Consider the following 22,343-nt stretch of genomic DNA (forward strand, 5'->3'; position numbering starts at 1 on the left):
ATAGGCAAAGGCCTATTCCCATTTATCTTTTAATAGTTTGATATAATATCCTCCCACAACACTACGTGCCTGGAAACCTCTCTGATCACCGCTACTGGTATAGTGCCAGTCACTCATAGGTACCCGGTTTTTAGTTTCTACAGCGAATTTGTACATGGGATCTCCAAAATATTTAAAGCTTGTATCATTTCCCAAACTTGCCGTCCAGTATACCCAATCTGATTTTGTATAATCTGCACGGTTATCTAAAGGAAGTCCGTATTCATTTTGCATTTTTTTGTAATAAGCCAGTTCGGTATCAAAAACTTCCTGTGGGAAAATTTCCAGATTCATCACTTTATCCCAAACCAGATTATACTTTTGGCTCCAGGTACTTTTATCATCATAAGTTAAGGCATAATGATCACCGGCATCAGCAAGTTCCATCCATTCTTTAGCCATATTTCTGGCTTTAGTGGTATATTCTTGGGCAACCGTTTTCTCCCCTAATTTGTCGGCCATATATCCATAACTTCCTACTCCCATAATTGCTTTTACCGCTAGATTAGCGTTACGTGCCAGGTGACCTGAAAAATCATCGGTAGATAACTGGTTGGCGGGATCTAAACCGGCTTCGGTTAAATACTTGGTCCACTCGGTTAAGCTCTCCCAGTGTTTTTTAGCATAGGATGCATCATCTTCGGCCATTACGATTGCCGCGGTTAATACTACCATATTTCCAGATTCTTCTACGGGCATATCTTCGCCATACGTTTGCCCGGTGGCAATTGGATATGTTCCTAAATCGTGTGCCGGAAATGGTTTTTTCCATTTTCCACTTTCAGAATAATAGAAAATTCCGTTAAGCATCCCTTTTAAAAGATCTGGATTATAAATTAGAAATAAAGGCGCCGATGGATACGTAACATCTACAGTATTTATCGAGCCATTACTAAAATTTTCTTTAGAAAGAAAAAGGATTTCCCCATCTGGACTTTTGGTTAATTTATGTGCGGCAATGGCCTGACGATAGGCAATTTCTAAAACTTCAGCATATTTTTCGCCTCCGGCTTTTACACCGTCCTCATATAGTTTTTCATTGAAATCTTCACACTCATCCAAAACATCATCGTATTCGGTATACGCTTTTTCCAATTCAGCTTCAATCGTATTTTTACCATCGATGTTCCACCATGGTCGTAGTTTATTTCCGAAGTAATTAATTGAGTAAATATCATCGTACCCAAGCATGACCATATATTCTTTTTCCCCGGAAATAGTCTCTTCAGCAAAAACAGTATTCAGCATTAAATTGGTGCCTTTAGCTTTTGTTTTCATAACCTTACCTGAAGCAAAATTTGCAGTAGCCTCTGAAGCTGCGGTAACTGACTGACTTGCATTTGCGGATTTAGGAACTGCGAAGTACATATATCCCCAATCGATCCTTAAATTATCGCCTTTTTTCTCTAATATTGGCTGCTCTACCGTACCGGCTTTTAAGAAATCCAAGTCTTTCGTACTTCCCTTTTTTGAAGTAACTTCCTGACTGGATTCGTTTACGGCGATCGCTGACGCTGCTCCCAAATACACCTGAACTTTATGCGATTTGCCATCATTAGGTTTTGTTTTTACTGAAATGTAAGAAACCGGGCGCGCCATGAGATCAAGATTATCCATTAATAAAGGTGAAGTGAAAGTAAGATCTACATCTACACCGCCGGCTTTAAGCATATACTCGGTTTGAGTGGCTCGAAGATCAACAGCTGTTTGTTCTGCTACTAAAACCTTAGCTTTAGTTTCCTTAACTTCAACCAAGCCGGCATCAAGGAAACGTCCCCCGGCAGTATTTTTTACATGAATAGCTAAAACATTCCCCTTTTTCTTCAATTTTTGCTGAACAGCTTTGTCGATTTTTATGTAATCAAACTCGTGATTCCAGCCTTCTTTCTTGAAAATTTGTTCCCCGTTTAGATACACCACAACATTATCGTCATGATGAAGTTTTAGATATAATTCATCAAACTTGGTTGATTTTAAATCGAATGCTCTTCGGTACCAAAGATCATCGCTAGACCATTTTGTTTTATACTTACCGTTATCACCAAAAGGTGCTTTTTTAGATTTCCAGCTTTTGTCATTAAAATCTGGTTTCTCCCATCCTGATCCCGGATTGGACTCGCTGATCTTTACAGTATATGATTTATTGTTGGCAGCAGGTACTACCTCTTCGTAGTTTCTGGCCTCGCTACCTAAAAAACGGTAGGTTTTACCATCAACTTTTATAAGACCTACCAGGCTTTGATCGTTGCCAGTCCAGTGAACGGTAGTTGATTCATTAATTTTATCTCCAAAAGACCAGATACTAAAATTAGGGTCATGGGCAATTAAAGGATAGGCTGGTGCCTGTCGTTGCTGAGCGGTTATAAAACCACTAACCAGGAGGCTTAAGGCAAAAAGAAATCTTTGTTTCATCGTTAGGATTTTGATTCGTTTAATTATTTGTGGTGGAAAAATGATATTCGGATATGGTATGGTAGGTATCTCCCGGCTCTAAAATAATCGAGGGGAAATTTTCCTGATTCGGTGCATCTGGAAAATGCTGGGTTTCTAAAGCAAAAGCTGTTCTATAATCGTCCTTTACACCAGATTTAAAAGTGTTTTTACTTTGCATAAAGTTGCCGCTATAAAACTGCACTCCGGGTTCCTGTGTATACACATCCATAACAATTCCCGATTGATCTCCGGTAAAAGTTGCAGCGTGGTTCATCCCTTTATTTTTAGTGGTTTGTTGATCCGCATTTTTATCCTGGATCAATACAAAGTTATGATCATACCCACCGCCATTTTTAAGCTGATCGTTTTCAGTTTCAATTCGCTCGCCTATGGTATGAGCTTGAGTAAAATCAAACGGAGTACCTTTTACATCTTTCGACTCCCCCGAAGGAATTAGACCTGCATCTACCGGGGTAAACTGATTAGCAAAGATCTGTACCTTATGATCCAGAATGGCGCCACTACCCTCCCCATTTAAATTGAAAAAGGCATGGTTGGTGAGATTCACCGGTGTTGCTTTATCTGTCGTAGCTTCATATTCCATTAATATACTTTGATCATCCATAACCGAATAGGTAACCTTTACCTCTAAATTACCGGGAAAACCCTCTTCCATATCCGGAGAATCATAAGTGAATACCAAGGTTTTATCATCTGGCTGCTTAGCCTCCCAAACGACATACTGAAAACCTTTGTTCCCTCCATGCAATGTATTCCCGTTATTATTTTTGGGAATCGAATATTCTGTTCCGTTTAAAGTAAACTTTCCTTTGGCAATACGGTTTCCTACACGGCCAATGGTCGCTCCAAAATAAGGTTCGGTAGCATTGGCAAAACCAGATACGCTATTCATCCCAACAACAACGTCGGTCATTTTACCCGTTTTATCCGGAACCCAAAGTCCAACAATTCTCCCGCCATAATTGGTAAAAGCAACTGCTATATCATCATTTTTAATCCAATACAGTTTTACTTCTTTTCCGTCGATAATGGTATCGAACTTTTCCTTTTCCAACCCGTAGAAATTCTCTTGATGATCCGCAATTTCGGCTACGCCCTTTTCATCTTCCGAAGGCTTCTCCTTACAAGCCAAAGCCAGTAAAACCAAGAATGTTGCTAAAAATGTATTTTTAACATTTCTCATTATTTAATAACGTTTATTACTTATTTATAAAATAAAAACTACAACCCATAAAAGCTAAATCCTTTTAGGCAATTTAAAATTATTAATTTAATAATACTAATATTTTTAACGTATTTTTTACGCTTATTAATACTAGGCTGTCGATAAGGCTTGATAATACTGCAAAAAAACCTAATCTTTATTCAATTTCTTAATTAAATCTACTTCATCCTGACGGTAAGGAGTACCATCTTTTCTAAACACATCATGAAACCACTCGTTAGGTTCGCCTTGTTCTATTGGGGTATCCCAGGCAAATATGGTATTGGTCTTGCCATTAACCAGACCCCAGTTAATTGCGCCAACATTTTCTTCTTTTAGCATGGGCAGGGTATTCGAAAAACGGCTATTTCTTGTTCTGGCCATATATTCGGTACAGATCATAGGCCGCCCATGTGACTTTAAAAGCTCGATTACCCTACGGTGCCATTCCGGACCTTCGTAATCATGATAGGTGATAATATCGGAATGCAGTGCCTGGTAAGCATTTAAATCTTTTAATCCCCAGCTCCATAATCCTACAGATACGGGTTGGGAAGGGTTAATTTCCTTGGCCCAGGTAAACACCTTCTTTAGTAAAGCTAATGATTCATTGCCTTTATTATTATTTCCTGGTTCGTTGTATAAGTCCCATAACAGTATACGATCATCATCCGCAAAGGTTTTGATTATATCCTTTACATAGACTTCTAATTCGGCAAAATTGGATTCGTTTTTTGAAGCTGGGTAACCGGGATCCTGCATCCAACCAGAGTTATGGGTTCCTGTTTTTGGTGCGGGTTGCTTACCAATTTTTGGATCAGCCCCCCAAACATCGTCAAAAATCACCAATATCGTCTTGATGTTATGCTTGTCGGCAATTTCTAAATACGCATCTACACGATCTTTAAAGCCTTTTTTATCGGCTTTATAGGCCAGACTATGCAAGTAAACACGCATAGTATTGAATCCTATTCCCTCAGCATACCCTAACTCTCTATCGATGGTTTCAGGATCAAAGGTTTCTTCCTGCCACATCTCCAATTGATTAATGGCGGTACTTGGAATAAAATTAGCACCAGATATCCAATCATGTTTTTTATACCACTCGGCCGCTTTTTCTCGTGACCACCTATTCTTTAATACAATATCTTCCTGTTGGGCAAAGCTGTTTATCCCAATAAGAAAACTGATCAATAAAACTATTCTTTTCATTTGCTGTATATTGTTGTTATTCGAGTTCGTTTGTTATTCTTCGGAAGGAATTTCTAAGATGGTGTTCGTCGAAACCGGAGTCCCCAGATTTGGCGTTCCGTCTTTGTTCCAACTTATCTTTTGCATTCTTGGGGATCTTTTTCCGCCACAGCCATCTCCTGAATTATCATTGGCGTGATATAATATCCAATCTTCTTTCCCGTCTGGCGATTTAAAAAAGGAATTATGACCAGGAGCATACACTCCATTTTCTTTAGACCAGGCAAAAATAGGTTTCTTGTGTTTTTCCCAGTTATCAGGATCCATAAGATCTTCCCCTTTAAGCGCAAGTAATCCCAGGGTATAATAATCGGTCCAACAACCACTGCCGGAAAATACGATAAACACTTCTTCTCCATTGGATAAATATTGAGGACCTTCGTTTACCAGTACATGAGGCCCTCCTTCCCAACGGGTTTCCCAATCGTAAGTGGGGGTAGCGATTTTCTGTCTTTTTCCTTCCATCGTGGTTGGGTTTTTCATTTTTGCAATGAATAAATCCTGACGACCATTTTCATCGCCTTCCCAACCGGACCAGATCATGTATAACTGACCTTGATGCTTAAATACATTTCCATCGATTGCCCATTTATCTGAAGGAGTGGCCAGCTTTCCTTTAAACTTCCAGCTATTGTTCATAGGATTTCCCGAAGTGTTTTCCAGTACGTACATACGATGATTGTTATTATCACCATCGTCTGCAGCAAAATACACATACCAGTTCCCATCGATCATATGCACTTCTGGCGCCCATAATTCTTTAGAATACATGGTATTTTCAGGAGGCGTCCATATTGTTGTTTTTTCTGCTGTTTTTAGATGGGCCAGGTTTTTAGTCTTCCAAAGCACTAAACGGTTTTGTTGGGTATGAATGTAATAATAGTAACCTTCGTGGTAGGTGCTGTAGGGGTCGGCACCAGAGGCCAAGAGTGGATTGGTAAAGGTTTTTTGCTGTGCAAAACTTAGTCCGCAAACAAGTACCATCCACACACAAATAATGATTTTTAAACTTCTTTTCATTGTTGATGTTTAGAGAAGGAGGCTGCAGAGCAATTAAAGCCGCCCCGCAAGCTTCCTTAGGTTAACATGGGATTATAATTCTAATTTCACTGTTGGTGTAAATAAAAGATCTTCTATTCCTAGAATCTTAATCCCAACACGGGCAAAAATATAATCGCGCTCATAATTTACTGGATTTGGAAGATTTACAGATAAATTGATATTATTAATATCTGAAAGATCTCCGGGGCCTTCCTGTACAATACCGTAAGATTCGCTATCATTATACCGATCACCATCATTTATATTGTATTCTGCCCAATTAGAAACTAACTCGGTTTTATTAAGATATAGGTTTACATATTCGATTCCCCTTCCATTATCTCCTGTTATGATCTGATCCAGATCTACGGAAGCATTCACTCTTCCTCCATTAAGGCTAATTTCTGAGTTTTGAACTATATAATATGGGGTGACCTCAATATCCATCATAGTATCCCCATTTAAAGAAAAGAAAATGGTATCTCCGGCCTGTGCGCTTTGTTGCTGAGCGATCCATGGACCCTGACCGTTTACGAATTTTAGTTTATAATCACCATCAAAAAATCTCCCGCTATAAGAACCGTCCGGAGCAATATTTACATCAAGTGGTGCTAAAGCTCCAAAACCCGGTTGCCATAATTGGAATCTTACCTGGGACGGTCCTACCTCAATGGGCATTCCATCATAAACCACATTTCCCGTAAAGAAAGATTGTGGCTCTTCATAATTGTCAATCTCACAGGAAGCCAGACTTAAAACTAACCCCATGAATAATATATAATACTTCAATTTCATAATATTCGATTTTAGGTTATTGATTAGGGTTTCGAACAATTAGCGGATTATTAGTAAGTATATCCTGATTGATTTCAGAATAATAATTCCCTAATTGAAATCTATCAGCACCGGTTACCCGGTTTGGTTTTACAATCTTAAAGAGCCAGTCTCCATTGTTTGGATCTCCTGGATTAAAATATTTGTAAGGCCATAAACCGTAAGGCTGAGTTCTTCTTTTGGTAGCATCACCAATGTTTGAAAGCAAGTCATCCACTTCCATACTAATTCCATCCAATACCTTATCTGCAATTCTCCACCTTTTAAGATCGAAAAAATGAAGCCCTTCAAAAGCGAATTCTACATAACGCTCGTGTGCTATACGGTTAAAATTGATATCTGTTGCAGTTAATTCAGTAGTGATACCTGCTCTGCTTCTCACCCTGTTTATATAATTTGCAGCAAGCTCGTTTTGGCCAAGTTCAAATGCAGCTTCAGCAGCATTTAAAAGAACTTCAGCAAAACGATAACGTACAAACCAAACATCACTACGCACTCCGCGTTGCCCCGAACCCGCTTTTGGATCCTGATATTTTCTAATATAAAAACCTGTTTGTGCGGTAAACTCTACTCCATCGATTGGCCCATCAAAACCAACTACCTGGATAGGCCCGTCACTGCCCGGTACTTCTTTTTGCTGACCTCTTGAATCTCCACTTATAACCGTACCATCTTTAAGCTGAACGCCAGCCCAAATATCTGTTTCACGATCTTTAAAAGTTGATCCAGGAACAATTACAGTTCCCTCTAATCGCGCATCACGATTAGCAAAAAGGTCCTGTGGATCGTCATATAAAATATAATCACCACTTCCGTCCATTATTGGTAAGGGTTTATATTCTCCCTCTAAAGTTTCGAAAGACTGAACAAGATTTAAAGCAGGGTTTATTCTACCTCCTTCTTCTTCCTCTGCTCCAAATCTTGGCTGATTGGCAATAGTAAAACCGTGCGCTTTACCACTTTGAAGCATAAAATCCTCCACAAAAATCACTTCAGGATTATTTGATTTATCGTAAAAAAGTGCTGCGAAGTTATTCGATAAATTTGCTTCATCTTTTAGATACAGACTATAATTTCCTGCATTTCCATCGATAATTTGTTGAGCTGCACTTAACGCCTGCTGATAATATCCATCTGCTCTCGAAGCTGGAATTCCTATTTCTCCTCCAGGCAAACTAACACTTGGTGTATTCTGACCATATTTTGCAATCGAACCCGCATAAAGCGCTGCCCTTGCTTTCATTGCTAAAGCAGCAGCTTTTGTTGCTCTAGATTTCACATCTGCACTTGCCGGAAGATCATTCATAATTTCTTCTGCTTCAGCAATTACAAAATCATAAACCTCAGCTTCCGTATTTCTAGGGAATCTTAAATAGGTCGCATCCCCGCTAAAATCATAGGTTTTTGATTCTAAAATTATAGGTACACCTCCCATTCTTTTTACCATGGTGAAGTAGTAAGAAGCTCTTAAAAATCTACCTTCAGCCATAAATCGTGCTTGTTCTGAAGCTTCTAACTCGGTCGACTGTTCCAGGCGTTCAAGAAACAGGTTCATTTCCCGTATATATCCATAATCCCAGGTTCCCCAGGCGCCGTAGCCCCAGCCACCGTTCTGAAATTCACCGTATCTCCCGGCCTCAGACCAAAAAGCAACATTAAATTGTGCTAAGGTTGACCAGTCTTCTACCGTTCCAAAATCATAATAGCGATTATATAAATCTGCCAATACAGAAAGTACCAGATCTGGTCGATTAAATGTCTCTTCCTGCCCTAAAATGTTAGTGGGCTCTCTATCCAGAAATTCTGAATCTGATGTACAGCTACCCAGTAAAGCAGAAAAACTTAATATGTATAGAAGTTTTTTCATTGCAGTTTGTTTTTTAGATTGAAATGTTAACACCAACGTTCACGAACTTGTTTTGCGGGTATTGCAATCCGTTTTCGTCAGATATTTCGGGATCAATTCCATATTCTTCAAGATTATCTATAGAGAACAGGTTATAAGCATTCACGTAAAATCTTGCTCTTTTTAAATTGATCTTGTCCAGAATGCTTTCTGGTAAGGCATAACCTAACTCCAGTGTACGAGCTCTTAAATAAGTAACATTATGTAGCCAGAAAGTAGAATTTCTATTATTACTATGCCCTCCATCGTTATAACGAATTGCCGGATATTTACCTGGGATCCATTCACTATTAATATCTAATGGATCTGCACGATGCCATCTATCGAGAAAAATAGTATTTAAAGCACCTTCATTTTGATAAGGCCATCTTTGTTCCCAGTTTTGATTCCATGAGTAACCTGAAGCTCCTGAAAAATCTGCAGTAAAATCAAATCCTTTGTAAGCAAGGTTTAAACTAAACCCAAAATTTACCATGGGATTATAGCTGTTATAACCAATTGGTTTTTCATCGTACCAACCAATTCTACCATCTCCGTTGATATCCTCGTAAATAATATCTCCAGGTAATAAGGTACTATTCCCCTGTCCATCGATATCTACCGGATAATTATCAATTTCTTCCTGAGACTGGAACTGCCCGATGGCTTGCAAGCCCCAGAAAATATTGTTAAACCGATGTTCTCCTGAAGCTCTATATCTTTGGTACGAATTATCGAATCTTGGCTTGTAAGATTCCAGAAATTTACTTCTGGATAAAGAGGCATTACCAGAAACGGTTAAACTTACTTCTCCAAATTTCTTAGAATACGACAATGCCCCTTCGATACCATATTGTGCATCGCTATTTACGTTCTCATCTGGTAGGCCATAGCCAAGTTCGTTAGGAATAAGAATATCGTATTTTCTACCTCTTAAACCGGTTCTTTTACGGTAGAAGTAATCAAAAGATCCAGACAATTTATTGTTGAAAAGATAAAAGTCAGCTCCAATATCTGTAATTCTACTTTTAAACCAGGTTAGGTTGGTAATAGGCTGTCCTTTATCACGACTAGCGATAACCGCTTCCCCGTCTAAAATGGCCACGCCCTGATTATAATTATACCCCGTGAGATAGTCAAAAGCTCCAATATCAATATTATCATCCCCAAGCTCCCCATAGGAGGCCCTAAACTTTAGGTTATCCAGGACGCTGTTATTCCCTATCAGATTTTGGAAGAACGTTTCTTCTGTAATTCGCCAACCTCCTGAAATTGAAGGAAAATAGCCTACCCGCTTATTGGGCGCAAATTTCCAGGAAGCATCTCTACGACCCGAAATATCAAGATAATACTTGTCTTTATAGTTGTAGCTCACTTTGACGATATAACCAATCCTGGCTTCTTCATTTTCTGAATCATCATATTGATCCATATCAGAAAAATAAATCAAAGGAAGAGTATTCGTACTTGGTACTGAGTGTACATACTGTCTTAAAAATCGGTTTTCTAATCGCTCTGCTATAAAAACGGCATCTACGGCATGATCTCCAAAATCCTTTTTATACTGTAATTGTCCCTGATAGGTTTTTCTAAAAACTTTCTCGGCAGTACGTTCTCTAAACGGGTTAGTACTTCCTCCGGTAACCTTGTAGGTGTCATCATCTGGATTATAGGTATAGGCTTCGTAGGTATATTCGTGACCATTTTGAAAACGATCTGCGATATAATACGAATACATGCCTTTAAGCTTTAATCCATCTATAAATGGCATATCGTACTCCCCAGTAAAATTAGTTTGTAAAACCCTCCAGGTATCACGATAATATCCACCGGTCTTAAAATTATGAAGCCCCCAGTTGGTTTCGTTATGCCCAATATCATTTAGATATTCTGGATTATCATTGGCATAAGGACGTTCAAAAGGACGGTTCCTTAAAATGGCAAATCTTGGTAACCAGTAATCATCATATCCCGGGATTCCTGGATTTTCTTTCTTCTCTATCCTACCATTGATCTGAACACCTACTTTAAGACGGTCTGTAATATTTGCATCAACATTACTTTGAATATTATCTCGCATAAAGGTAAATTCATCACCTAAAACAGACTCCTGATCCAAATGCGTTAAAGAGAGGTAATAATTAATATTTTCTGATCCTCCGCTTGCGCTAACATTAATGTTTTGCATAGGCGCATTCTTCTTAATAATAAAATCCTTCCAGTTAAAAGACTGATAGCCTCGTTCTTCACCAATTCTGTATCGTTCTAATTCTTCAGCAGTGATACCTGTAGATCCAAACTGATTAATTTCAGCTGCGGCTCTACCTAACATCCACTGGTAGGAATCATTTACACTTTCGGGAAACCGAGACCAGTTTTGCCAGCCTACGTACGCATTTATATTTACGGCACTCCGCGTTCCTCTTTTTCCTTTTTTGGTGGTAACCACCACCACTCCGTTTGCCGCCCTAACCCCATAAATAGCGGCCGAGGCATCTTTTAGCACCGTAATACTCGCGATATCATTAGGTGAAAGATTATTAAATTGACCAGCATCCTGTTGCACTCCGTCTATTACATATAATGGATCTCCCATATTACGAATTTGGATGGATGCACTTGCACCGGGACGTCCATCATTCATTCTAAAGCTTACTCCGGGAATTTTACCGGCAAGACCAGAAGAAACGGTCGCTCCTCCATGAACTTTTTCTATATCCTCACTGGTAATGTTTGAGATTGCACCAGTAATCGATTTTTTATCCTGAGAAGTATATCCGGTTATAAGTACTTCGTCCAGCCCCGCAACATCTTCTTCTAACTGGATATTTATTTCAGTGCGTCCATCCACCTTAAGCGTTTTTGTCTTATATCCCAGATAACTAAATATAAGGGTGGCATCTGGAGCAACCTCTATACTGTAATTTCCATCAAAATCGGTTGTGGTTCCTTTATTAGTCCCCTGAACAAGAACATTAATAAAAGGTAATGCTTCCTGCAATTCTCCGGCTGAGGTTATATTTCCTGTAACGGTAATTGTCTCTTGCGCAAAACCTTTTTGAACTACGCCAAACCACAACAGAAAAAATAGCAAAACAGGCTTTTTAAGTGTTTGTAAATTTTTTTTCATCGAATTTTCATTTTAAAAATGATTAAATAGTAGGTAAATAGATCTCTACAAATAGAAATCATGCGAAAACGATTTAGTTTTTTAATTCATTAATAATTATATATTCATATTTAGTATTTAATAAATAATAGAAGTGATTATTGAGATATTCAAAGTAGATTCTTTTTAAATAATTTTTATATGATATTTTGTTTCATTCTTTCATCCAAATTGTTCAAATTTTAAGATTTCCTCAGAATTTCACCGAATTTGACACGATATGAAGTGATTTGAAACGAATAGTTGAATGATAATTCTTAATTTTCTCTAAAATTGAATGGGTTTGATGAAGAAAGTTTTATATGGAATAATTTGTAGCCTGTTTTTGACCAATTTGGCCACCACGCAGGAACTTTATTTTAAACACTACCAGGTTGAAAATGGATTAAGCCATAATTCTGTGATCACTATGTTACAGGATAAAAGAGGATTCTTATGGTTTGGTACAAAAGACGGCCTAAATCGCTTTGATGGCTATAACTTTAAATTGTTTCATCATAATAGCAAAGACGATAGAAGTATTGGCAGTAATTATATTCGTTGTCTTTATGAAGGAAAAAATTATTTATGGGTAGGTACCGACAATGGTCTTTTTAGATACGATAACCAAAAAGAAAGTTTTTGTGCCTTGTCCCCTGCTATTACCAAACCCATATTGGACATTGAGGCTGATAAAAACAACAATTTATGGTTTATCGCAGGAGGGACTTTATACTTTAAGCAGCAAGAGACCTTATCCAGCCTTAATCTTAAATCTTATGATGATTTCTATGCCATTTTGCTATCAAAAGATAGCAACCAAAATATTTGGGCGGCTTCAGGCGAAAATGTCTATCAATACTCCGAAGAAAGCAGAAATTTTAAACCAATAACTTTAGGTTTTGGCTCTATAGCGGACGATCTTCCTGTAATCATCACAGCTTTAAAAGGGATAAGTAAATCACATATGATTATTGGTACGCGTCATCATGGGGCATTCGTGTACGACATCAAAATGGGAACTACAAAAAAATTAATCAATAATTATAATGAACAGCTATACGTAAGGGACATCGTAGAAAAAGAAAACGGAACTATCTGGCTGGCCACAGAAAGCGGACTTCTGATCTATGACACCAAATCCAAAACATATTCAAATTTTAAAAAAAGCTATAATGACCCGTATTCATTAACCGATAATGCGCTTTATACGATGACAATAGATAAAGAGGGCGGTACATGGATAGGTAGTTATTTTGGCGGCGTAAATTATCTGCCAAAAGAGTTTACACCCTTTAAGAAATATTTCCCTAAAGAGGGCGAAAATAGTATCAGCGGAAATGCCGTAAGAGAAATACACCAGGACAAGAATGGTGATTATTGGATAGGAACAGAAGATGCCGGCTTAAACAAACTAGATGCTAACACCGGTAAATTTCAAACTTTCACTCCTAAAAACTCGAATATTGCCCATTACAATATTCATGGAATTTTACCTTTAGATAATGAACTTTGGGTTGGCACTTTTGAACATGGCCTGGATGTATTCGACATCAATAGTAATCAAATAATTAGGCACTATGAGCAGGAAGAAGGCAACCCTTATAGTATTGGAAATAATTTTATCTTGGATATTTATAAAGGAAGAGACGACAGCGTTTATGTCATGGCTTCCCTGGGTATTTATACCTACAATCGCAAAAAAGATCATTTTAATCCCCTAAAAGGTTTTCCTCAGGATTTTCATTATGCCGCATTTTTAGAAAGTAAAGACGGAACTTTATGGGCCGCAACATATTGGGATGGTCTCTATTATTATAATCCCAAAACACAAAAAAAAGGCTATTTTAGATACGATGGGCAAGATTCTACCAGCATTAGCAGTAATGTGATTAATGGCATTTTTCAGGATTCTAAAGAAAATATTTGGATCACTACAGAAAATGGACTAAACCTCTATAAGCCCACCTCTAATGATTTTAAAAATTATAATACCAGGGATGGTCTTCCCAGCAATGTTAGCTATTCTATTTTAGAAGATGATGATGCCAGTTTATGGATTAGCACTTCAAACGGACTGGTGCATTTTAATCCTTCAAAAGAAAGTTTTAAAACTTACACTAAAGCAAATGGCCTATTAAGTGACCAGTTCAATTATAGTTCAGCTTATAAAAATAACGAAGGCCGAATGTTCTTTGGGAGCGTAAAAGGTTTAGTTAGTTTTCATCCAGATGAATTTATAAAAAACAATTACGATCCGCCGGTTTATATTACCAATCTTAGTATTAATAATGAATCCATAAAAGTAGGAGCTCAAAATTCTCCGCTGGAAAAATCGATTACTGAAACCTCAAAAATCATCTTAACTGCAGATCAATCTACTTTTAGCCTGGATTTTGCGTCACTAAGTTTTACAGCACCAGAAATGACCGAGTATGCCTACCGCCTTATAGGGCTTAATGACAAATGGATACCACTAAAAACAAAGCATAGCGTAAATTTCACAGAGTTACCGTCAGGCAATTATATATTTCAGGTAAAAAGTACCAATAGTACAGGGGTAGAAAATAAAGAAACTGCCGCTTTAGAAATTGAAGTTCTTCCTCCCTTTTACTTTAGCAAGCTGGCTATTTTCTTATACACTCTAGTATTTATACTACTTTTTGCTCTTTCCCTAAGATATTATCATTATAGGGTACAACGTAAAAATAACCGAAAGATTAAAGCATTTCAGGATGAAAAAGAAAAAGAAATTTATCAGTCTAAAATTGAGTTTTTCACGAACGTAGCCCACGAAATTCGTACCCCGCTAACACTTATCAAAACACCTTTAGAAAAGCTCATTGGCCAAACCAAAGACCAGCCGATAATGCAAAAAAGCCTTTCTATTATGGAAAAAAATACCGAAAGACTTATTAATCTGGTAAATGAATTGTTAGACTTTAGGAAAACAGAAATTGAAAATATAAAACTCACTTTTGTTGAGATTAACATTTCAGAAACGCTTAGGAACACTTATACCAGGTTTAGCGAGCTTATTCAGGAAAAAGCGGTAGATTTTAGGATGAAACTTCCGCAGGAAGAGGTGATGGCTTTTGTTGATGAAGAAGCTATAAAAAAAATTATGAGCAACCTCTTTAATAATGCGATTAAATATGCTAAAAATGAAGTGATCCTGAAACTGGAAGTCACTGACTCCGAATTTATCTTAAAAGTACAAAACGATGGAAGTTTGATTCCGCAACACCTCAAAAAACGCATATTTGAACCCTTCTTTAGGACGGATGAAGTTTCCAATCAAACCGGTACAGGTATTGGCTTAAGCCTGGCTTACAGTTTAACCGAATTACACAGCGGGCAGCTCATCCTTGCCAATGAAGATACCCATTTAAACACCTTTATCTTAAAATTACCACTTCGGCAAGAGCAGGAATTTAACTCGTATAAAAAGGAGCCAAAAGTTATCGAACGTCAGCAAGAAGAAATTCCACAGGAAGAAATTATAAACGACACGGCTGAAAACTCAGGAATATTAATCGTGGAAGATAATAGAGAGTTGCTAAAATTTATTGCTGATGATTTTAAAGAAGAATACGCCGTTTTTAAATCTACAAATGCAGAAACAGCTATCGAAATTCTCAAAAAAGAAAATATCTATTTAATCATCAGTGATGTGATGATGAATGGAATGGACGGATTTGAGTTTTGTGAATACGTAAAAACCAATTTAGAGACAAGCCACATACCTGTGATCCTGCTTACTGCCAAAAATGCCATGCAATCAAAAATTCAGGGCTTAGAAGCCGGTGCCGACGCTTATATCGAAAAACCGTTTTCTTTAGAATATCTAAAGGTACAGGTAAGCAATCTTATTGAAAACAGAAGGCATATTATGGAGTTCTATTCCAGCTCCCCGCTTTCGCACATTAAGAGTATTGCTCATACCAAAACCGATGAGAGGTTTATCAATAAACTTGAAAAGTTAATTTACGATAATCTCTCCGATCAAAACCTGAATGTAGACAGCCTTGCCGATATTATGAATATGAGTCGTTCTACCTTATACCGAAAGATCAAAGACCTTTCGAATTTAAGTCCCAATGAACTAATAAACATCGCTCGTTTAAAGAAGGCCGCCGAATTATTACAGTCTGGAGAATATAAGATCTATGAAATTTCTGAAATTGTGGGGTATAAATCACAAACCAGTTTTGGTCGAAATTTCCAAAAACAATTTAAAATGACCCCTAGCGAATATATGAATGGAAAACAGCCTATCGAAGAATAGGCTGTTTTCCACATAACTAAACTACCCCAAGGCAAACCAATGAGGCATTAATTAGAAATTTTTACTTTATCTCCAGGTATTTAATGTTGATTATCAAATAATTGCAACTTTAAAAAGATATTATTGCCAGCCACCGCCAAGACTACGATATAATTCTACATTCGCGATTAGCAATTGATTTTTAATATTGATTAAATTAAGTTCACTTTCCAAAGCGTCACTTTGTGCCGAGATCACTTCCAGATAATTGGCATAACCACCTTTAAAAAGCATTCCGGCATCTTTTAGTCCCTTTTGAGTAACCTCAATACGCTCTTGCGCAATAGCAAATTCTTCCTTTAGCTTCTCCATTTTTGCCAAAGAGTTAGAAACGTCTGCAATCGCTGTAATAAGGTCATCTTTAAAATCTAATTGAGCAATTTCCTTTTGGGATAAGGCGACATTATAATTGGTTTTTAGTTTTCTATTATTAAAAATTGGCTGAAAAATAGCGCCGTTTAACAAAGCAAAACCAGAGCCCACAGGATCAAAAAATTCTTCTAATTTAAACGAATTTAAACCCGCTGAAGCACCAATACTCAATGAAGGATATCGCAACGCATTGGCAACACCGGCATCGGCGTTAGCAGTGATAAGCTCATATTCAGACATGGCCACATCTGGACGGTTTTTAATTAATTCTAAAGGTACTCCTGAAGTATATCTCTCTTGAAATTCTATATCCTCGAAATCGGTATCAATTTGTATTTCTCTAGGGGAGCGTCCTAATAAACGGTTCAGCTTATTTTCCATAATCACATACTGACGCTCTAACTGCGGAATTAAAGTTTTGGCCTTTAATTTTTGTGATTTTGTTTGCTGAATGGCCAGCGAAGTAGACTCTCCTGCATCGTATTGCAACTGTACGATATTTAAAGTACTATCGCTTAGGGCATAGTTTTTCTGGGCAACCTCTATCTGCGATTTAAGCATTACAAGATTAAAATAGGTTGCAGCAACTTCTGAAATTAGCGAAGTTTGCACTGCTTTTTTAAACTCCTTACTCTTCATAAACTGCGCACGGGCCGCTTCTTTTTGCCAACGTAATTTCCCCCATACATCAATTTCCCAGTTGGCCTGCAAAGCAGAGGCATATTCTAAACGCTCGGTATAAAAGCTCTCCGGAGGATTTTCCCCATGGTTTCTTCTGGCACGATTAGAACCATAGTTATTAAAATTTTCAGAATAATAATCCCTACGGTACTCTGCCGGTCTCGCATTTAAGGAGGGGAAAAAATTTGCCTTAGACTGCGCAAGTTCTTCCATTCCAATTTCCATGTTTTTCATGGCTTTTTGCAAATCGATATTGTTTACTAAAGCCGTATCGATTAGGTTTTGTAATGCCCTATCTGTAATATAATCTTTCCATGGAATTTCAGACATTGGGATGGTATCATTATTCACTTCGTTTGAATTTAGTGAATCTACAGCTAAGGTCTCCTCTTTCTCTCCTCCCGCGTAAAATTCTGAGGAAACATCATCACCAAAATCCGGGCGCGTATATTCTTCTCCTACTTTACAACTCACCACAAAGATGATTGCAAAAGCCCCTAGAGCAGCTTTTACAAGTCCTGCTGAAAGTTTTGATTTATTGTTTGAATTTATAGTTGAAAGAAAACTCGTTTTCATCTTCGTTTTTTTAATTGATTTTGGTTTACTCGGCATAACGTTCCAGATTCATTTTATCATGAAGTACCTGAAATACATAAGCCAAAACAGGAATTATAAAAATACCCAAAACAATTCCGCTTATCATTCCACCTGCAGTACCAATACTAACCGAGTGATTTCCCTGGGCTGATGACCCTTCGGCAAACATTAACGGTACTAATCCTACGGTAAATGCCAAAGACGTCATAATAATGGGCCTAATCCTTAATGCACTGGCCTCGATCACCGCATCGAAGGCGGTAAAACCTGCCCTTCGCTTTTGAGCTACAAACTCTACAATCAAAATAGAGTTCTTGGCCAGTAAACCAATAAGCATTATAATACCAATTTGGACATAAATATTATTGTCGATCCCTGCGATATTAATAGCTGTAAACACCCCAAAAATACCTACCGGCAATGACAACATTACGGCCAATGGTAATAAGAAACTTTCGTACTGTGAAGCCAGAATAAAATATACCAGTAAGATGATGATGATAAACACAATAATCGTATCCCCGCCAGAATTCTTTTCTTCTAAACTCATACTCGTCCACTCATAACTTAAAGTAGCCGGAAGTTTCTTGGCGGTAAGATCTTCGATCATATTCATTACATCCCCGGTACTATATCCTTTTGCGGGAGTAACATTTATTTTTGCTGCATTATAAAGATTGTAACGGTTAACAACCTCTGGACCGTAGGTTTGTTTAAGTTTTACAATCGTATTAACCGGCACCATTTCACCTTCATCATTTTTCACAAAAATACTATTAAATGATTCCGGGGATTCCCTGAACTGAATATCAGATTGCATGTAAACACCATACTGTCTGCTAAACCGGTTAAAATCTCCCGGCTGAACCCTACCAAAGTAAGACTGGATAGTAAACATCATATCTTTTACGCTTACCCCCATGTTCTTTGCCTTTTCGTAATCGATATCCAAACGATATTGTGGGAAATTAGGATTGAACGACGTAAAGGCATTTTCAACTTCCTTCTGATTATTAAGGGTATTCATAAATTCATTTACAATCTGTCCAAAATCACCTAAATCACCATCAGCCCTATCCTGAAGCATAAACTGCACTCCGTCAAAATTACCAAACCCCTGTACGGTAGGCCTTGGATACATATTGAAATCGGTTTCCGGTATTTCATCTAATTTTGACAATAAATCTTTAATCACTGCCTGAATCTCATGGATTTCGCCACGATCATCAGCGGGGTTTAATTGCACATAAGCTAAACCAGAAGAAGGACTATTAGCATTGTCTACTACATTAAAACCAGATACTGTATTCACTCCTTTTACTGCGGGTTGCTGTTGCAATATCGAATCAGCTTTTCTTAAGGCAACATTTGTTCGATGCAATGAAGATCCCTCTGGCATTTTCATGGATAAAATCAGGAAGTTATCATCCTCTGTAGGAATAAATCCACTGGGCGTAATTTTAGATAAAAATACGGTTAGACCAATAATAACTGCCAAGGCTCCCAGACCAACCCATTTTCTATTTAAAATCCAACGAACGGCATTTAAATATTTTTGCGTAAAACGATCAAAGAAAGTGTCGAATTTCCTAAATCCTTTTCTACGTAACACTTTAGCCTTTCTAAACTGCCTGTAATTCGAAATTGCTCTTGCAATACCTCGTTTATCCTTTTTTCTATCCTTTTTCCCGAAGAAAATTTTACTTAGAACCGGTGTTAAAGTAAGTGCATTGATCGCAGAAATTAATACGGCAAATATAATTGTGTAGGCAAACTCCTGATAAAATACCCCTACAGGACCGCTTAAAAATCCAACCGGCACAAACACCGCTGCAATTACTACCGTAATGGAGATAATAGCTCCGGTAATCTCGTCCATTGCAGAACTTACAGCCTCTTTAACCGGCATTTTATGATGTGTCATTTTTTCGTGTATAGCCTCCATCACCACAATGGCATCATCTACCACAATACCAATAGCCAACACCAGGGAGAACATACTTAAAACATTCATAGAGGCCCCTATGATATTTAAGAAAAAGAAAGTACCTAATAAAGATGCCGGGATAGAAATTGCAGTAATTAAGGTTGCTCTAAAATCCTGAAGGAAAATAAAAACCACCAGGAAAACCAAAATAAAGGCTTCGACAAGGGTGTGTTCCACCTGACTCATCGATTCGTCGATCTGGTTTCTTACACTATAGGTGATTTCGTAATGTACATCATCTGGAAATAAACGTGACTGCTCTTCTAGGATTTCACGAATACGACTATCGATTTCCATTGCGTTGGCTCCATTTTGCTGTACGATATCTATAGTTACCGATGGTTTTCCGTTTAATCTATTCTCACTGGTATAATTAGAAGCACCAAATTCTACTCTTGCAATATCCCTTAAATGCAACGAGGTTTCATCTTTAGTTTTAATTACCAGATTTTCGTAATCTTCGGGCTGGCTAAATCGGCCATCGTGCTTCATGATAATTTCAAAAAGCTCTTCTGAATTTTCTCCGAATTTACCTGGTGCCGCCTCGAAGTTTTGATCTTTAATCTGATTATAAACATCACGTGGCGTTAACTGGTAAGAAGCCATTTTCTGCGGATTCAACCAAATTCTCATAGCGTAATCACGCTGTCTTAAAATAGAAGCTTCAGCAAGCCCGTCTACACGCTTTAATTCCCTACGAATATTAATTCTGGTAAATGCGTTTAAGAAGGTTTCGTCGTAAGTAGGATCATCACTATAAATATTGATCGTCATGATACTCCCTTTCATCCTTTTCGTCACCGATATTCCTGCTTCAGAAACTTCAGGTGGGATCATAGAAGTAATGGTAGAAATTCGGTTTTGAATATCGACAGCAGCCAGATCTGGATCTGTCCCGGGTTTAAAATAAACGGTTACACGCCCTCTACCCGAGTTGGTTGCGGTAGAATTCGCATAAGACATATTTTCTGTCCCGTTAATAGCCTCTTCAATAGGCAATAAAACAGATTTTGCTACGGTTTCAGCGTTACCTCCTGGATAATATACCTGTACACTAACACTGGGCGGAGCAATTTCCGGAAAACGTTCTACCGGTAAAGAGGTGATACTTGCCGCCCCGGCTAAAAGCAATATGATAGTGATAACCAGTGTAAGGACTGGCCTTTTTATTATTTTCTTAAACATGCAATTTTATTTGATTGGGTAGTTAAAGTGAGCTTATTCCTGAACCTGGGATAACAAACGGCCTCTTTCAATAGGCTTTACTTTAATGCCGTTGGCCAACTTATCCAAACCAGAAAGCACGATACGATCGTCTGGGGATAAACTTTTAGAACTTACGATATAATTATCTCCAGATCTTCCTTCAGTTATAATCTCTTTACGTTGTGCTATATTATTTTCATCTAAAACAAAAACGAATTTTTTATCCTGAATAAATGTTGTGGCACTTTGAGGTACTAAAATAGCTTTTGGATAAATTTCTTCCATTAAAATTTTACCAGTATTCCCCGATCTTAACAGGGTATCTGGGTTTTGGAATCTCGCCCTTAAAGTAATAGAACCAGTATTACGGTCGATTTGCCCAGAATTAGCATCTACCTTCCCGGTATGTTCGTAAACAGATCCGTCGGCTAAAACCAACTTTACCTTATTATTCATTTTATTGTAAAGAGTATCGTTTTTTGCTCTTTCGTAGTACAAATAATCAGACTCGCTCATAGAGAAATACACATAAATATCATCTACTTTAGATAATATGGTAAGTGGTTTTTCATCTGTTTGCTTAACCACGTTACCTGGAGATTTAGGAATTCTCCCCATAAATCCGCTTACGGGAGCTTTAATTGTGGTAAAATTAAGATTGATTCTCATATTGGCTGCCTGTGCCTGCGCTCTTTCTAAGGAAGATAAGGCTACCTGATAATCGGCTTCTACAGATTTCTTTCGTACTTCAGAAATCACTTCGTTATCAATTAGTGGTTGTAAACGGTCTAAATCACTTTTTGCTTTTTCGACTTTTGCTCTCTCTAAGGCTACATTGGCCATTGCGTTTTTATAATCTTCCATATAAGGCTGACTATTAACTTTAAATAATGGCTGTCCTTTTTCAACAAAATCACCTTCATCTACATAAATTTCTTCTAAAATCCCATCTACCTGAGGACGAATTTCTACTGTTTCAACTCCTTCTATAGAACCGATATATTCAAAACCTTTAGAGGCATTTTGCTCTTTAAGGGATACCACTGGCAGCGGTAATCCTTCATCCACCTTTTCTTCTTCCTTGCAGGAAGTAAGGCTTAAAAGAGTACATGAAATGAAAAGTATTGCAAATTTGTTCACCATTGAAAATTTATATTTCTTATCCATAAGTAGAGATTATTTCTGTTATGGATGTAACAATTTACATACCTTTTAATTTCAAACGTTCTCGGATATGGTTTTTAATACTTTTTTATGAGTTTTTGGGGTATTCTGCACTTAGCACCACCACACAATTTGTTGATTAATGCCACACAA

At 37.7% G+C, this 22,343-nt stretch carries 11 protein-coding genes; 1 reads left to right on the forward strand and 10 read right to left on the reverse strand.

What is annotated here, in order from left to right:
• Positions 1-12: 12 nt before the first annotated feature.
• From AC13DP_RS10805 to AC13DP_RS10835, 7 genes are all read right to left on the reverse strand, one after another.
• Complete coding sequence (locus AC13DP_RS10805; protein WP_483067783.1) at positions 13-2,451, reverse strand: glutaminase family protein; 2,439 nt, start codon at positions 2,449-2,451, stop codon at positions 13-15.
• Positions 2,452-2,470: 19 nt separating this feature from the next.
• The gene (locus AC13DP_RS10810) at positions 2,471-3,676 is read right to left on the reverse strand and encodes an aldose epimerase family protein (protein ID WP_483067784.1); all 1,206 of its coding nucleotides are present in this window, start codon (positions 3,674-3,676) and stop codon (positions 2,471-2,473) included.
• A 171-nt stretch (positions 3,677-3,847) separates the two neighbouring features.
• The gene (locus tag AC13DP_RS10815) at positions 3,848-4,909 is read right to left on the reverse strand and encodes a cellulase family glycosylhydrolase (protein WP_483067785.1); all 1,062 of its coding nucleotides are present in this window, start codon (positions 4,907-4,909) and stop codon (positions 3,848-3,850) included.
• Between the two features lie 33 nt (positions 4,910-4,942).
• Entirely contained in the window at positions 4,943-5,968 is a 1,026-nt protein-coding gene (locus AC13DP_RS10820) for a glycoside hydrolase family 43 protein (protein WP_483067786.1), read from the reverse strand.
• A gap of 72 nt (positions 5,969-6,040) precedes the next feature.
• Positions 6,041-6,784, reverse strand: a complete 744-nt coding sequence (locus AC13DP_RS10825; protein WP_228249340.1) for a DUF3823 domain-containing protein — start codon at positions 6,782-6,784, stop codon at positions 6,041-6,043.
• A 16-nt stretch (positions 6,785-6,800) separates the two neighbouring features.
• Positions 6,801-8,690, reverse strand: coding sequence for a RagB/SusD family nutrient uptake outer membrane protein (locus tag AC13DP_RS10830; protein ID WP_228249339.1), 1,890 nt, complete (start codon positions 8,688-8,690; stop codon positions 6,801-6,803).
• A 13-nt stretch (positions 8,691-8,703) separates the two neighbouring features.
• Positions 8,704-11,838: a SusC/RagA family TonB-linked outer membrane protein gene (locus tag AC13DP_RS10835; protein WP_347407131.1), complete on the reverse strand. Its 3,135-nt coding sequence runs from the start codon at positions 11,836-11,838 to the stop codon at positions 8,704-8,706.
• 325 nt (positions 11,839-12,163) lie between these two features.
• On the opposite strand from AC13DP_RS10835, the gene AC13DP_RS10840 reads away from it, so the two are divergent.
• Positions 12,164-16,144, forward strand: coding sequence for a hybrid sensor histidine kinase/response regulator transcription factor (locus tag AC13DP_RS10840; RefSeq protein WP_483067787.1), 3,981 nt, complete (start codon positions 12,164-12,166; stop codon positions 16,142-16,144).
• Between the two features lie 120 nt (positions 16,145-16,264).
• On the opposite strand, the gene AC13DP_RS10845 is transcribed toward AC13DP_RS10840, so the two are convergent.
• Genes AC13DP_RS10845 through AC13DP_RS10855 form a run of 3 tightly spaced genes read right to left on the reverse strand, consistent with a single transcriptional unit; the run spans position 16,265 to position 22,193 of the window.
• Positions 16,265-17,812: an efflux transporter outer membrane subunit gene (locus AC13DP_RS10845; RefSeq protein WP_272959625.1), complete on the reverse strand. Its 1,548-nt coding sequence runs from the start codon at positions 17,810-17,812 to the stop codon at positions 16,265-16,267.
• A 25-nt stretch (positions 17,813-17,837) separates the two neighbouring features.
• Entirely contained in the window at positions 17,838-21,005 is a 3,168-nt protein-coding gene (locus tag AC13DP_RS10850) for an efflux RND transporter permease subunit (RefSeq protein WP_347407128.1), read from the reverse strand.
• Positions 21,006-21,038: 33 nt separating this feature from the next.
• On the reverse strand, positions 21,039-22,193 hold the full coding sequence (locus AC13DP_RS10855; protein WP_013073708.1) for an efflux RND transporter periplasmic adaptor subunit: 1,155 nt from the start codon (positions 22,191-22,193) through the stop codon (positions 21,039-21,041).
• Positions 22,194-22,343 lie beyond the last annotated feature (150 nt).

It is taken from the genome of Zunongwangia sp. L-65, assembly GCF_056859415.1.

Excerpts from the sequence above, each read along its gene's own strand:
- AC13DP_RS10805 (WP_483067783.1), bottom strand. The coding sequence starts at position 2,451 with ATGAAACAAAGATTTCTTTTTGCCTTAAGCCTCCTGGTTAGTGGTTTT.
- AC13DP_RS10810 (WP_483067784.1), bottom strand. The coding sequence starts at position 3,676 with ATGAGAAATGTTAAAAATACATTTTTAGCAACATTCTTGGTTTTACTG.
- AC13DP_RS10815 (WP_483067785.1), bottom strand. The coding sequence starts at position 4,909 with ATGAAAAGAATAGTTTTATTGATCAGTTTTCTTATTGGGATAAACAGC.
- AC13DP_RS10820 (WP_483067786.1), bottom strand. The coding sequence starts at position 5,968 with ATGAAAAGAAGTTTAAAAATCATTATTTGTGTGTGGATGGTACTTGTT.
- AC13DP_RS10825 (WP_228249340.1), bottom strand. The coding sequence starts at position 6,784 with ATGAAATTGAAGTATTATATATTATTCATGGGGTTAGTTTTAAGTCTG.
- AC13DP_RS10830 (WP_228249339.1), bottom strand. The coding sequence starts at position 8,690 with ATGAAAAAACTTCTATACATATTAAGTTTTTCTGCTTTACTGGGTAGC.
- AC13DP_RS10835 (WP_347407131.1), bottom strand. The coding sequence starts at position 11,838 with ATGAAAAAAAATTTACAAACACTTAAAAAGCCTGTTTTGCTATTTTTT.
- AC13DP_RS10840 (WP_483067787.1), top strand. The coding sequence starts at position 12,164 with ATGAAGAAAGTTTTATATGGAATAATTTGTAGCCTGTTTTTGACCAAT.
- AC13DP_RS10845 (WP_272959625.1), bottom strand. The coding sequence starts at position 17,812 with ATGAAAACGAGTTTTCTTTCAACTATAAATTCAAACAATAAATCAAAA.
- AC13DP_RS10850 (WP_347407128.1), bottom strand. The coding sequence starts at position 21,005 with ATGTTTAAGAAAATAATAAAAAGGCCAGTCCTTACACTGGTTATCACT.
- AC13DP_RS10855 (WP_013073708.1), bottom strand. The coding sequence starts at position 22,193 with ATGGATAAGAAATATAAATTTTCAATGGTGAACAAATTTGCAATACTT.